At 73.5% G+C, this 13,627-nt stretch carries 14 protein-coding genes; 8 read left to right on the forward strand and 6 right to left on the reverse strand.

Annotated features, from left to right (window positions below; all coding sequences use genetic code 11):
• The first annotated feature begins 92 nt into the window (after positions 1-92).
• The 4 genes from ACWCSU_RS20215 to ACWCSU_RS20230 all read left to right on the forward strand — a co-directional run bounded on the left by ACWCSU_RS20215 (position 93) and on the right by ACWCSU_RS20230 (position 5,133).
• Positions 93-311, forward strand: a complete 219-nt coding sequence (locus tag ACWCSU_RS20215) for a hypothetical protein (protein WP_449936660.1) — start codon at positions 93-95, stop codon at positions 309-311.
• The gene (locus ACWCSU_RS20220) at positions 311-652 is read left to right on the forward strand and encodes an ArsR/SmtB family transcription factor (RefSeq protein WP_357700459.1); all 342 of its coding nucleotides are present in this window, start codon (positions 311-313) and stop codon (positions 650-652) included. The genes ACWCSU_RS20215 and ACWCSU_RS20220 overlap by 1 nt, the downstream gene beginning before the upstream one ends.
• Complete coding sequence (locus ACWCSU_RS20225; protein ID WP_449936661.1) at positions 649-2,343, forward strand: SulP family inorganic anion transporter; 1,695 nt, start codon at positions 649-651, stop codon at positions 2,341-2,343. Before ACWCSU_RS20220 ends, ACWCSU_RS20225 begins: the two co-directional genes overlap by 4 nt.
• Positions 2,344-2,427: 84 nt before the next feature.
• Entirely contained in the window at positions 2,428-5,133 is a 2,706-nt protein-coding gene (locus ACWCSU_RS20230; RefSeq protein ID WP_449936663.1) for a hypothetical protein, read from the forward strand.
• A 10-nt stretch (positions 5,134-5,143) separates the two neighbouring features.
• On the opposite strand, the gene ACWCSU_RS20235 is transcribed toward ACWCSU_RS20230, so the two are convergent.
• Positions 5,144-5,806, reverse strand: a complete 663-nt coding sequence (locus ACWCSU_RS20235; RefSeq protein ID WP_449936664.1) for a hypothetical protein — start codon at positions 5,804-5,806, stop codon at positions 5,144-5,146.
• A 236-nt stretch (positions 5,807-6,042) separates the two neighbouring features.
• Between ACWCSU_RS20235 and ACWCSU_RS20240 the strand changes: the two genes are divergently transcribed.
• Positions 6,043-6,318: a hypothetical protein gene (locus tag ACWCSU_RS20240; RefSeq protein WP_357700467.1), complete on the forward strand. Its 276-nt coding sequence runs from the start codon at positions 6,043-6,045 to the stop codon at positions 6,316-6,318.
• A 137-nt stretch (positions 6,319-6,455) separates the two neighbouring features.
• On the opposite strand, the gene ACWCSU_RS20245 is transcribed toward ACWCSU_RS20240, so the two are convergent.
• Together ACWCSU_RS20245 and ACWCSU_RS20250 are read right to left on the reverse strand one after the other, a co-directional pair.
• Positions 6,456-7,343, reverse strand: a complete 888-nt coding sequence (locus tag ACWCSU_RS20245; protein WP_357700469.1) for a LysR family transcriptional regulator — start codon at positions 7,341-7,343, stop codon at positions 6,456-6,458.
• Positions 7,344-7,636: 293 nt separating this feature from the next.
• Complete coding sequence (locus ACWCSU_RS20250; protein WP_449936666.1) at positions 7,637-7,807, reverse strand: hypothetical protein; 171 nt, start codon at positions 7,805-7,807, stop codon at positions 7,637-7,639.
• Positions 7,808-7,831: 24 nt separating this feature from the next.
• Between ACWCSU_RS20250 and ACWCSU_RS20255 the strand changes: the two genes are divergently transcribed.
• Complete coding sequence (locus ACWCSU_RS20255; RefSeq protein ID WP_449936667.1) at positions 7,832-8,314, forward strand: alpha/beta hydrolase; 483 nt, start codon at positions 7,832-7,834, stop codon at positions 8,312-8,314.
• A 24-nt stretch (positions 8,315-8,338) separates the two neighbouring features.
• Here ACWCSU_RS20255 and ACWCSU_RS20260 read toward each other — a convergent pair whose 3' ends face one another.
• On the reverse strand, positions 8,339-9,286 hold the full coding sequence (locus ACWCSU_RS20260) for a helix-turn-helix transcriptional regulator (protein WP_397040884.1): 948 nt from the start codon (positions 9,284-9,286) through the stop codon (positions 8,339-8,341).
• An 81-nt stretch (positions 9,287-9,367) separates the two neighbouring features.
• Between ACWCSU_RS20260 and ACWCSU_RS20265 the strand changes: the two genes are divergently transcribed.
• Positions 9,368-10,075 carry an alpha/beta fold hydrolase gene (locus ACWCSU_RS20265; protein WP_449936669.1) on the forward strand — a complete coding sequence of 236 codons (708 nt, stop codon included), beginning with the start codon at positions 9,368-9,370 and terminating at the stop codon, positions 10,073-10,075.
• Positions 10,076-10,106: 31 nt separating this feature from the next.
• Here the strand turns inward: ACWCSU_RS20265 and ACWCSU_RS20270 are convergent, their stop codons facing one another.
• Positions 10,107-10,793 (reverse strand): response regulator transcription factor, encoded by a 687-nt coding sequence (locus tag ACWCSU_RS20270; protein ID WP_364100860.1) that lies wholly within the window; start codon positions 10,791-10,793, stop codon positions 10,107-10,109.
• Between the two features lie 17 nt (positions 10,794-10,810).
• Positions 10,811-11,941, reverse strand: a complete 1,131-nt coding sequence (locus ACWCSU_RS20275; protein WP_357700479.1) for a sensor histidine kinase — start codon at positions 11,939-11,941, stop codon at positions 10,811-10,813.
• A gap of 135 nt (positions 11,942-12,076) precedes the next feature.
• Between ACWCSU_RS20275 and ACWCSU_RS20280 the strand changes: the two genes are divergently transcribed.
• Positions 12,077-13,591: an alpha/beta hydrolase gene (locus tag ACWCSU_RS20280; protein ID WP_449936670.1), complete on the forward strand. Its 1,515-nt coding sequence runs from the start codon at positions 12,077-12,079 to the stop codon at positions 13,589-13,591.
• Positions 13,592-13,627 lie beyond the last annotated feature (36 nt).

Here is a 13,627-nt window from a genome sequence, read left to right on the forward strand (position 1 = left end):
GAAGTTGCGAAAATTCGCAATTTGTTGAACACTAATGTGCGAAAGGCTGGTGCGGAGTCGCGCCGGACGTCGGCAGAAGGCGGGGACCAGGGGTGAGCGAGGCGTTCGCTGCGGCGATCCGGCGCCGGGTGGATGAGGCGGCCGGCGCGCTGCACGCGGCCGAACAGGACGGCGACGCCGACGCGGCGCTGGCGGCCGCCGGAGGGCTGGACGAGGTGCTGCGGATGGCCCGCGCACACGGGGTGGACACGGACCGGAGCCCCGATCCCGCCCCGGCCCGCCAGGCCGTGGAGGGAGAGGAGTCGCGCTGATGTCCGTCCCCCTGTACGAGGCCAAGGCCGAGCTGTTCCGCCTGCTGGGGCATCCGGTGCGCATCCGCGTCCTGGAGCTGCTCCAGGACGGGCCGATGCCGGTGCGCGACCTGCTGGCCGAGATCGAGGTGGAGCCCGCCGGCCTGTCGCAACATCTGGCGGTGCTGCGCCGCTCGGAACTGGTCACCGCGCGCCGCGACGGATCGACCGTCGTCTACGCGCTGTCCGGCGGGGACGTCGCGGAGCTGCTGCGCGCCGCCCGTCACCTGCTCCAGGCCAAGCTCTCGGGCCGGCACGCGCTGCTGAACGAGCTGCTCGAGTCGGAGGCCGGCGAACGGTGACCCCAGTGCTCCGGGCGGGCTGGGCCCGTCTGCGCCCCGTTCTGCCCGCCCGGGCCGATCTGGCCGCCTTCGGCCGTCATCCGCGCCGTGACCTGCTGGCCGGGCTGACCGTGGCGATCGTGGCGCTGCCGCTGGCGCTCGGCTTCGGCATCTCCAGCGGGCTGGGCGCGCAGGCGGGGCTGGCCACCGCGGTGGTGGCCGGCGCGCTGGCCGCCGTCTTCGGCGGCTCCGCGCTGCAGGTGTCCGGGCCGACCGGGGCGATGACGGTGGTGCTGGTGCCGATCATGCACGCGTACGGCGCCTCCGGCGTGCTGACGGTGGGGGTGCTGGCCGGGCTGCTGCTGCTCGGCCTGGCCCTGGCGCGGGCGGGCCGGTTCATGATGCTGGTGCCCGCGCCGGTGGTGGAGGGGTTCACCCTGGGCATCGCCTGTGTGATCGGCATGCAGCAGGTGCCCGCCGCGCTCGGCGTTCCCACACCCGAGGGCGACAAGGTGCTGGCCGTGGCCTGGCAGGCGATACGCGACTTCGCCGCCCGTCCGAACTGGGCCGCCTTCGCCATGACCGCGGCGGTGGCGGCGCTGATCCTGGTCGGCGGGCGTCTCCGGCCCTCGGTGCCGTTCTCGCTGCTGGCCGTCGTCGCCGCCACCCTCGTCGCGGAGCTGGTGAACCTGCCGGTGGCGCGCATCGACGCCCTGCCCGCGGGGCTGCCCGCGCCGTCCCTGGAGTTCCTGGACGTGGCCGCGCTGAGCTCCCTCGTCGCCCCCGCGTTCGCCGTGGCCGCGCTGGCCGCGCTGGAGTCGTTGTTGTCGGCCGCGGTCGCCGACGGCATGAGCGTCAACCATCGGCACGACCCCGACCGCGAACTGTTCGGCCAGGGCGTGGCCAACCTGATCGCCCCGCTGTTCGGCGGCGTCCCGGCCACCGGCGCGATCGCCCGTACGGCGGTCAACGTGCGCGCGGGCGCCTCCTCCCGGCTGGCCGCGCTCGCTCATGCCGCGATCCTGGGCGTGATCGTGTTCACCGCCGCCGGCCTGGTGGCCCGCATCCCGCTGGCGGCCCTGGCGGGCGTGCTGCTGGCCACCGCGGCGCGGATGGTCGAGGTCGGCTCGGTGCGGGCGATGTTGCGGTCCACCCGCGCCGACGCCGTCGTCCTGGCCTCGACCGCGATCGCCACGCTCGTCCTGGACCTGGTCACCGCCGTCATCCTCGGCCTGATCGTGGCCGGGGCGCTCGCGCTGCGCGCCATCGCCCGCGACGTCCGCCTGGACACCGTGCCCCTGCGGGCCGACCTGCCGGACGACCACGACGCCGAAGAGCACGAGCTGCTGGCCGAGCACATCGTCGCCTACCGGCTGGACGGGCCGCTGTTCTTCGCCGCGGCGCACCGCTTCCTGCTGGAGCTGTCGGAGGTCGCCGACGTCTCGGTGATCATCCTGCGCATGTCCCGCATCACCACGATCGACGCCAGCGGCGCCCTGGTGCTCGGCGACGCCATCACCCGCCTGGAACGACGCGGCATCATCGTGTACGTCTCCGGCATCCGGGACGGCCATCACCGGCCACTGCGCGCCCTGGGCACGATCGCCCGGCTGGACGAGGCGGGGCAGGTGTTCGCCTCCACGCCGGAGGCCATCGCGGCGGCCCGCCGCCATCTCCACCGGACCGGCGTCCTGCCCTCCGCCACCGGCTGAACCCCGCCGGCATCTGCGGACCAGGTGGCATGAACCTGACTTTTCCGTCACTCGGGTTGGCGTGATGATGACGGGGTGCGCCGTATGGGCAAGCAGGGGAAGTTACCGTTCATCGGCCTTGCCGCACTCCTGGTGGCGCTCGTCGCCTGGGGCGTCCTGGCGGGCTGGTGGTCGTTCGTGGGTGACAAGAACAATGTGCCCTGGGCGGAACCCGTGGGCTGGCTGGCCGGCATCGGAGGCTCTGTCGCCGGCGTCGTCAGCCTGTTCGTGACCCTGGCCGGGGACAAGAAGGAACGGGCGCGGCGTACGTCCGTGGAGCCGGAACAACGGCGGGAGCCCGAACGGCCCCCCACGACCGGGGTCCGGTCTCCGCGAACCATTCACCGAAGCGCCATCATCGATCGCAAGGACGAGCAGGCCCTTCTCCTGACCCGGCTGACTCAGGGGCCGTGGGGCGTCGTCGTCGTGACGGGAGAACGGGGAGTCGGTAAGACGATGCTCGTGGACCGGGTGGTGGACGAGTTGGCGGGCGCATCGGCCGGTCCGCTGCCGACGATCTTCCGCCACGAGGCCGTTCCCGGCCTGGGCCTCGACGCCAGGACGCTGATCGCCGACCTCGAAGCGCTGCAGGGCGACGGGGTGGTGCGATGGTCCGAGGTCGGCGACGCGCCGCCCGCCGATCACGTGCGAGCGTGCCTGGAGAGGATCGGCGACACCCCGGCGGTGATCGTCGTCGAGCGCGCGGAGAACCTGCTCGACCCGGCCACCCGGCAGCTCGCCGATCCCGAGCTGAGCTCGGTGTTCGAGGTGCTCGCCGCGGACGAGGGCCATCGCGTCGCCGTGGTGCTCGTGACGCGGGTACCGCCGAAGACCGCAGGACCAGGCCGATGGGCGGCTCACGCGCCGATCAAGGTGGGCGGGCTGGAGCGGACGTTCTTCCTCACCTTCATCGGCGACCGGACCAACCAGAAACACACGATGCTCCGGGCGGCGGACAAGTACTACGACTTGTTCGGGGGCAACCTCCGCCTGGCGGAGCTGGCCTGCGTCGTCGCCCAGTCGCCGCAGGACGACACCACCCAGCTGTTCAAGAAGCTGGACGGGAAGACCCGGAGAATGCCCGAATTCCTCATCGAGAGGCTCATGCGGGGGCTGGACCCGGGAGAGCGCGCGATCCTCGAAGCGCTCGACGCCTTCGGGACCGCCGTGGACGCGGAGGCGGTGCACGAACTGCTCGGCCAGGCGGAGGGCGGGACCCGGCTCCGGCTCGGCGACGTGCGGGACATCCTGGCGGGGCTGGTGGACAAACGCGTGGCGGACAGGACGCGCGACGGGGAGTACTGCCTGGCCCTGTCGGAGGAGGAGCGGGCCTGGGCCGGGCTGCCCGGCGAGGACGGACCCGTCGGGGCGAGGCAGAAGAAGCTGCTGACCGACGCCGGTGGCGTGCTCGCCGGCCGCCGCGTGTCGTCCCCGCGGACGGTCGAGCACCTGCGCCTGCACCTCGCCGGGATGCGCGCCTACATCCGGGCGGGCAGCCCGCAGTCCGCCTACAACCGGATCGAGGTCGTCGATCGCGAGCTGCGCAAGCGGCACTGCGCGTTCCTGCTGCGCGAGCCACGGGAGAGGCTGCGGGGCAGGCTCGTCGATGGGGACGCCGAGCGGGAGCTGGAGAACGACACCGCGCTCGGGGACATCTACGCCTCCGGCGGCGATTTCGACAAGGCGAGCGAGGCGTACGGCAGAGCGCTCCAGCAGGCCGACGACCGGCACGACGTGCCCGGCCGCATGCGGGTCCGGGCCAACTTCGCGACAGCGTACTGGTGGAACCGGGACGCGAAGAACGCCGGCGAACACTACAAGGGCGTGCTTCACGAACACGACAAGCTGGCCCGGAGCGGCCGGCAGGAACACCTCGCCCTGCTGCCGGTCCGGATGAGCGCGCTGGAAGGGCTGGCGGACTGCCATCGTCAATGGGGCGACTACGACAGGGCCATCCAGTACGCCGAAGAAGCACGCGCCGTGCCCGGAACGACCGGATATCCCGACACCGACGACGCCCTCGCCCTCGCCCTGTCGGGAAGCGTCTCCATCGACCTGAAGCTGGCCCGCTGGCACGCCGAGCTCGGCGATCTGGCGGCCGCGGAAGGCGCCCTCATGGCCGTCGGGCAGAGGCTGACCGGACACGACGAGGACTGGTTGCACAGCCGCTACCAGGACGGGATCGCCCAGGCACGGCTCGGACACGACGACGATGAGGCGATGCGGGCGGCGCAGAAGGCGGTGGAGCTCGCGCGGCGGTACAACGATCCGATCATCCTGTTGCGGGCGCGCACGACCCTCTGCCAGATCCACCTGGCCCGGCACGACCTCGCCGACGCCTCCCAGCAGATCGAGAGCGCCGCCCAATACCGCCATGTCGGCCGTCCGCTGCTCACCCCGGCCCTGCGGGCGCTGGTCTCGCTCGCCCGGTCCGGCCAGGACGGCGACGCGGTCAGGCTGTTCCGCGAGCTTCTGGACGAGACGAACCGGCGCATCGAACGAGACGAGGACGACGTCACCGCTTGGAACTTCAAGGGCTTCGCTCTCTGCGGCCTCCACCTGAACAGCGAGGACACCCTGGCCGGGGCCATGCACGCGTTCCTCGTGGCGCGCGACAGGACGTCACGCGCCACCCCGGGGCTGGTGGGCCGCCTGCTGTTCCTGCTGAAGCAGCTCGACGGGTACGGCCGGACCCCCGGACGGTTGCAACCGGTCTGCGATGTCCTGACCTTCGAGGAGCCGTCCGCCTGAGCCGGGCTGCTCAGCGCCGTCCCCGGCCGGGCCCGGCGCCGAGGTCTTCCGGGAGGCCCGTCCCCGCGCCGAACCACCCCTGTTCCTGTGCCCGGACGATCGCCTGGACGCGGGTGGCGACGCCCATCTCCTGGTAGAGGGCCTGGAGGAGCCGGAACATGGCGCGTTCGGAGTAGCCGGCCCGTCCGGCGAGCTGCGCCACGGTCGAGCCTTCCGCGAGCTGCCGCAGCCAGGACAACTGCCGGGGACTCGGCGGCTTCGTGTCCCCGCCCGTCCGGTGTGCGCCGGTGGCCAGGGCCGTGGCCACGACCGCGGGCAGCACCGCCTGCCCCTCGGCGGTCGCCTCCACCGTACGCCTGAGCACGCCCGCCGCCACGTCGCGCCTCAGCACCGACCGGGCGCCGGCCCGTACCGCCCGCGTCCCCAGCACGGCGGGCTCCTCGCCGATCAGCGCGATCACGGCGTGCGTCGCGGCCACGTCACGCAGCCGGCCGAGGACGTCCCAGTCCCGCTCGTGCTCCAGGGTCAGCAGCACCACGCCGCGCTGGACCTGCCGTACCCAGGCCAGCACCTCCGCCGGAGCCTCGACGCGATGACCCGCCGCGGACAGGACTGCGGCGACCCCCTCGCGGTACATGGGCAGGGGGTCGACGACCGCGACATGGAGGGCCACCGGTGGCAGGAATTCCCTTCTCGACGGCTGTCGCGGTCGCTCATGGCCGGTGGACGCGCGACGGCCCGGCGCGAACGCGCTTCAGCCTGGATATCAGCCCTGTCAATGGCCCGGGACCGGCGACGCGGTCCGGCGGCTTCGCGCGGCCCGGTGTCAGGTTCCCGCCGGTGATTGTTCGTGGACCCGCCCCCGAGGCGCTTCCTACCGTCGAGGGCACCCCACGCTAGGAGGTCTTCATGGACGACACCGGCGCGCCGACATTCCACTTCATCGTGACCGATCAGCCGACCGCCCATCGCGCGCTCAGGGTGCGCTACTCCAAGGGCCGGCTTCCGGATCTGCCGAGGGGCGCCGTGCCGACGATCCGGGAGATCGCGAACGAGGACGCGAGGCGGACCCCGGAGGAGGTCGCGGCCGCGTTCGGGAAACGGGAGCCCGAGATGGTCAGGGACATCGGGCGCAAGGTGCTGGTGCACCTGGTCGAGCTGGTGACCGGCAGGCAGGCGAACTGACGCGACGCTCCCGCCCGCGCCACCGGCGGGTGCCGGGGCGCGGGCGGGGCGGTCGGCTGCCTCGCGAACCACGGAAGCGGGCCCGCCGGGGTGTCCGACAGCAGGCTGGACGGACCCGGACGAACTCGTCTGGCCCACTAGGGCGGCGTGAGCGAGGCGGTCAGGTGGTGGCGGAAGCGGCGGGCCGCCTCGGACACGTACGCGCCCTCCCGCCAGTACAGCCGCAGCACCCGTTCGGCGCCGGGAGCGGCCAGCCGTACGGGCGCGAACGGCGTGCGCGACGCCATCGGCGAGCGGAGATACCACGCGGGCCCGAACCCCACGCCCAGACCGGCGCCGACCATCTCGATGCCCGTGGACGCCTCGTCGATCTCGCAGGCGACCACCAGCTCCAGCCCGGCCTCGGCGAACAGCCGCTCGGCCAGCGTGCGCTGCCAGATCCCCGGCCGGGTGGTGACGACGGGTTCGCCCGCGAGGTCGGCCATGGTCACCTCGCTCCGTCCGGCGAGCCGGTGCCCGAGCGGCACGCCCAGCATGACCTCCTCGCGGACCAGCACCTCATGGCCCAGCCCCGGCCCCTCCAGCTCCTCGGAGGCCAGGCAGAAGTCGACCTGTCCCTCGCTCAGCCGGTCGGCCATGACCTGCGGGGTCGCCTGGAAGAGGCGTACGGCGACGCCGGGATGCTCGGCGATGAAGCTCTTGACCGCCTCGGTGACGGTGAGCAGCGTCTCCGAGGCCAGCGAGACGCTGCCGCGGGCCAGGCCGGCGGCGTCGGTGAGTTCGCGCCGGGCGTCGTCCAGCTCGGCCAGGGCCCGGTCCACCCGGCGCAGGAAGGCGACGCCGAACCGGTTGAGGTGGATGCGCCGGCCGTGCCGGTCGAACAGCGGCACCCCGAGATCGGCCTCCAGCCGTGCGATGGTCCGGCTGAGCGAGGGCTGGGCGATGCGGAGCTCTTCGGCCGCCCTGCTGATGTGCTCGTGGCGCGCCACGACCTGGAAATAGCGCAGCGACAGCAGATCCATCATGCCTCTACGGATATCAACTGATGAGAATATCGGTCTTGGACAGCATATAGCAGCCCTTCTTAGGCTCATTCGTGAGAATGCGATCTTCAGGAGGTTCCGTGCCTTTCGGGTATTTGTTCACCGTGGCGCTCGCCGCGATCGGCACGCTGTTCGCGCTGCGGCCGGTGCCGTACTCGCGTCCGCTGGGCCGGCCGAGCTACTTACTTCGGCCTGGCCGCCAACGAACTGCCGTTCGCGGCCTTCTTCTGGCTGCTGCTGCTCCCGACGGCGCTGGCGTTCGCCAAGGGTGACATTCACTCGGCGGGCGGCTGGGCCGTCGTCGCCCTGGCCGCCGTGACCACGATCGGGCTCACGGTCATCGCCCGCCGCGCGCTGGGGGAGCGGGCCAGGATCGAGCGCGCCATGACGGAAGGGCTGGGCGCGGGCTGGCGGGCCGGCGCAACCTGCTCGACGTCTACCACCACCGCTCGCGCCCCTCCAGCGCGCCCGTGCTGATCCACCTGCACGGAGGCGGCTACTCCGGCGGCCACAAGAACAGCCAGTCGCTCCCCCTGCTCCACCACCTCGCCTCCCAGGGGTGGGTGTGCGTCAGCGCCAACTACCGGCTGCGGCCCCAGGCCCAGCACCCGGACCACCTGATCGACCTCAAGAAGATCATCGCCTGGGTACGCGAGCACGCCCACGAGTACGGCGCCGACCCGTCCACGCTGTTCGTCGCGGGCAGCTCGGCGGGCGGGCACTTGGCGGCGCCGGCCGCGCTCACCCCCAACGACCCCGCCTTCCAGCCGGGCTTCGAGCACGCCGACACCTCCGTGACCGGCGTGATCTACCTGAACGGCTGGTACGGCCCCTACTTCGACGACGACCCCGCGTCCTCGCCGCCGGCGGCGGCAACCACGCCTTCGATCTGCACCCCTCGGTCCGATTCGAGGCGGTCGTCGACGCGGTCGAGGGCCTCACCGCCTGGGTGAGGTCACGGGAGCGGGTGGCCGGCCTCATTCGGGAGTCTGCTCCAGCAGGCCCCGGGCCAGCCGGCGAACGGCGTCGCCCAGCTCGCGCGGCGACCGGATCGTGAACGGGAAGCCGAGCCCGGCGAGCATGGCGGCCATGCCGTCCAGCGACTCGGCGCGCATCCGCAGGAGGGTCCCGTCCGGGGCGCCGGTGAGCGTGGCCACCGACGGCGGGATGCGACGGGCCGCCTCGGCCAGGGGGACGTGCAGAAGGACCTCGACCGCGTGCGCGTACGGCACCCGCGCCAGCGACGCGGTGACCTGCCGCACCGGGTCGGACTCCTCGGGGATCTCATAGGACGCCGTCCCGGGGACGACGGACGAGATCCGGTCGAGGCGGAAGGTGCGGATCTCGCCGGACAGGTGGTCGAGGCCGGTGACGTACCAGCGGCCGGAGTGGAGGACCAGGCCGTGGCCGTCCAGTTCGCGTTCGGTTCGTGAGCCCTTCCAGGAGCGATAGGCCAGCGTGACCCGGCGGCGGTCGCGGATCGCGGCGGCCAGGGTCAGCACGGCCCGGCTCGCGGGCGTCGGCGTCGCGCGCTCGGCGAGGGTGAAGTCCAGGGTCTCCTCCAGTGCGCCGGCCTGCTCGCGCAGCGTGGCCGGCAGCACCCGCCGGATCTTGGCCAGGGCGGCTTCGGTGGCCTCGGCGGCCAGGCCCAGGCGGCGTCCGGCGAGCAGGCCGAGGACCACGGCGGTGGCCTCGTCGTCGGTGAGCATCAGCGGCGGCAGCTTGTAGCCGGGCATCAGCCGGTAGCCGCCGTAGCGGCCGCGCTCGGCGGCGACCGGGATGCCCAGGTCGGCGAGCCGGGCGGCGTAGCGCCGGACGGTCCGCTCGTCCACGCCGAGCCGCTGCGCCAGGTCCCTGCCGCCCAGGACGTGGTGCGCCTGGAGGAGTTCGAGCATCGCCAGCATCCGGGTCGCCGGATATGACACAGGTCACCTACTTTATCCGGGCGGATTCTGTCCGCTTTCGGCTTTAGCGTAGCGACATCGGCTCACTGGAAGGACGAAGAGATGGCGAACTACGTACTGGTGCCCGGACTCTGGCTCGGCGCCTGGGCCTGGGACCAGGTGGCGGAGAGGCTGCGCGCCGCCGGGCACCGGGTGCGGGCGGTCACGCTGACGGGGGTGGCCGAGCGGGCCGCGGAGCTGTCGCCGGAGGTCGGCGTGGAGACGCATGTCGCCGACATCCTCGCCGCGATGGACGGATGGGAGGAGGTCGTCCTGGTCGGGCACAGCGGCGCGAACGTCCCGGTGACCGCGGTCGCCGACCGGCACCCCGAGCGGATCGCCCGGATCGTGTACGTCGACACCGCGTCGCTGCCGTCCGGCGTGGCGGTGATCGACTTCAACGACGAGGTCACCCAGAAGGCCTGGCGCGCCCAGGTCGGCGACGGTTACGCGCTCGACGTGCCCGCCTACGAGCAGGGGGCGGGCAGGTTCGACGGACTGACCGAGGAGGACTGGGAGCGCGTCCGCGAGAGGGCGACGCCGCACCCGTGGGGCGCGGTCACCCAGCCGATCGAACGGCCTCAGGACATCCCGGCGACGCCGAAGACCATGGTCGCCTCGACGATGCCGGTGGCGCTGATCCACGAGCTGATCGCCTCGGGGAACCCGGCGTTCGCCCCGCTCGGCACGCCCGAATGGACCTTCGTCGAGCTGCCGACCGGCCACTGGCCGATGTTCTCGCGCCCGGACGACCTCGCCGCGCTGCTCTGACGATCCGGCCGGTCCGCCGGGTGCGGCCTGGTCAGCGCCGCGTCCCCCGGACGGGGTCCGGCTCGGCCGGAGGGGAGGTGCCGTCCAGGTAGGCGAGCACGGCCCGGACGCGGCGGTGGCCGGAGTCGTCCGGGGCCAGGCCGAGCTTGGCGAAGACGTTGCCGATGTGCTTGTGGACGGCGTTGTCGGAGATGCGCATCCGCTCGGCGATGGTGGCGTTGTCGTGCCCCTGCGCCATGAGCGCCAGGGACTCCCGCTCGCGGGCGGTGAGGGCGGCGAGGGGGTCGTCGGGGCGGCGGGCGAAGAGCTGGGCGATCACCTCGGGGTCCATGGCGGTGCCGCCGGCCGCGACGCGGCGCAGGGCGTCGACGAACTCGGCCACCCGGCCGATCCGGTCCTTGAGCAGGTAGCCGATGCCGCCGCGGCCGTCGGAGAGCAGCTCGCCGGCGTACTCGCGCTCGACGTACTGGGAGAGCACCAGGATCGGCAGCGCGCCGTGCTCGCGGCGGGCCCGCAGCGCGGCGTGGATCCCCTCGTCGCGGAACGACGGCGGCAGCCGCACGTCCACGATGGCGATGTCGGGGCGGTGTTCGGCGACGGCGTCGAGGAACGCCTCCCCGTCGCCGACGACCGCCACGACCTCGCAGCCCTTCGCCGCCAGCAGCAGCTTCAGCCCGCTGGACAGCAGAACGTTGTCCTCGGCGATCACGACCCGCACGGAACCTCCTGAAACGATCACAATGCGCACGGCATCCGGACGGCGAGCGTGGTGGGGCCGCCCGCGGGGCTGTCGAGGCGGACCACGCCGTCGAGGGCGGCGACCCGCCGGCGGATCCCGGGGATCCCGGTGCCGCGCGCCTCGTCGGCGCCGCCCCTCCCGTCGTCGGTGACCTCGATGGACAGCACGTCGCCGGACCGCTCGACCCGCAGGGCCGCCCGGGTGGCGGCGGCGTGCTTGGCCACGTTCGTCAGCGCCTCGGCGATCACGTAGTAGGCCACCGTCTCCACGGACGCCGGGAGCACGCCCAGCTCGGCGAGCTCGATGTGGACCGGCACGCCCGACCGGGCGGCCAGCGCCGTCAGCGCGCCGTCGAGCCCGCGGTCGGCCAGGATCGGCGGGTAGATCGTCTGGAGCACCGTGCGCAGTTCGGCCATCGCCTCCTCGGCCGTCTCGTGCGCCTGCCGGAGCAGCGCCGCGACCGTCTCCGGGTCGTCGGCGAGCGACTCCCGGGCCAGGCCCAGATGCATGGCGATGGTCACCAGGCGCGCCTGCGTCCCGTCGTGGAGATCGCGTTCGATGCGCTGGAGCTCCGCGCCGTGGGCGTCGACGACGCCGACGCGGCTCCTGGTCAGCACGTCCACCCGCTCGGTGAGCCGTTCGCGGGCCGACGGCGTGAGCAGCGCCAGGCACAGCCGGGCGTGCAGCCGCGCCAGCACCGGCAGCCCCCACCAGGCCGCCGCGCCGAGGACGGCGATCTGCGCGGCGCCCCCGACCAGCGCGGTCACCCAGTCACCCACCTGGACGTCGTAGAAGGAGAACAACGTGGGCCGCACGCCGACGGGGAACGCCCACCACAGGGACATCGCCACCGCGGCGACCACGATGTTGCCCAGGCACAGCAGGGCGGCCAGCCCGAGCGGGAACCCGACGGCGACGTGCGCGAGGGCCCAGGGGAGATCCCGCCGCCCGCCCGGCCGCCCGTCGGCCGGGACGCCGAGCAGCCCGCCGGCCCGCCGGCGGTGCCAGGCCGCCCAGCCCCGCCCGGCCGCCGGCGCGAGCAGCACCGGCAGGGCGAGCGCCGTGGCCACGGCGGTGGCCAGCGTGCCCAGCAGGTAGATCGAGCCGGAGAACGCACGGTCACGCATGCGCACCTCCTCACGACTCCGTACGGATCCCAGTATTTGTCACCATGTCCCGCCGGACACTACAGCGGGCTGTACCAAGGCGCGTGCGGCCGGCTGTATCGTGCCGGGGCTGCGGCCGCAATAGCGTCCCCGGCCATGAAACCGACACGTGCGAGACGCCTGGTCCCGGCCGCCGCCCTGACCGCCTTGATCGCCCTGTCCGCCTTCGCGCCCCCGGCCGGCGCCGACGCCGTCGCGCCCCCGTCGCTCGACTGGAAGCCGTGCGCCCAGGGCTCCGACGACGCCGTGGGCAAGGAGCTCGACCGGGCGGGCGCACGCTGCGCGGCGCTCACCGTCCCGCTCGACCACTCCAGGCCGGGCGGCCGCACGATCGAACTCGCGCTGTCCCGCATCCCCGCCGCCGACCGCGCCCACCGCATCGGCACCCTGGTGCTCAACAGCGGCGGCCCAGGCGAGAGCACGCTGGACATGCCCCTGCGGACCCGCGCGGCCATGAAGGACGTCGGCGCCCGGTACGACATCGTCGGCCTGGACCCGCGTTTCGTCGGGCGCAGCACGCCGCTCGACTGCGGCTGGCCCATCGGCCTGTGGGTCCGCTCGGCCGGCGCGACCCGCGCCCGGTTCGATCACCAGGTGGCGGTGCAGCGCGACCTGGCCGAGCGCTGCGCCGAGCGTCACGCCGACGTGCTCCCGTACGCCAACACCCGCGACACGGCCCGCGACCTCGACCTCGTGCGCCGCGCCCTCGGGGAGCGCCGGATCTCCTTCCTCGGCTACTCCTACGGCAGTTACCTGGGCGCGGTCTACACCCAGCTGTTCCCCGGCCGCACCGACCGCGTGGTCCTGGACAGCGCGGGCGACCCGGACAAGTGGGGCCCCAGGGCGATGCGGGGCAGCGAGGACGAGGCGGACCGCGCGCTGCGCGGCTGGGCGTCCTGGGCCGCCGCCCGTCACGGCGCCTACGGCCTCGGCGCCACCACCGCCCGGGTGCTCGCCACCGTGGACACGATCGTCGCCGCCGCCGAGGACGGCCCGCTGCGCGTCGGCCGGTACGAGGTGGACGACCAGGCGGTCCCGTACATCCTGTCCGTCGGCTCGGCCAACGACCGCCCGGAGGCCCGCGCCGAGTTCGCCGCCACCGTCCGGACCCTGAACGAGGCCGCGCACGGCCGCCCGGCCGAACCGGGCGCCGAACTCGCCGGATTCCTCTCGTTCGTCCTGACCGGCGCCGGCTCCCCGCTCGCCGGTCCGGCCGCCGCCATCACCTGCGGCGACCGGGCCGCGCCGCGCGACCCCGACGTCTACTGGGACGACGTCCAGCGCAGCCGTGTGCGCCACCCGCTCTTCGGGCCCGTCAAGAACAACATCTGGCCCTGCGCGTTCTGGCCGACGCGGCCGCGCGAGCGCCTCACGCGTGTCGCCAACGCCACCCCCGCGCTGATCGTGTCCGCCACCGGCGACACCGCCACCACCTACGAGGGCAGCAAGGCCATGCACCGGGCGCTGACCGGCTCCCGCCTGCTCACCCTGCGCGGCGTCACCGCCCACGGCATCTACGGCGAGTACGGCGACGCCTGCGTGGACGCCAAGGTCAACGCCTACCTGGCCACCGGCGCCCTCCCCGCCACCGACCAGACCTGCCGCCCCTGACCCGCCCGCTGCCGCCACGCGCGTCGGCGCCGACCG

The organism is Nonomuraea sp. NPDC001699 (assembly GCF_053596455.1).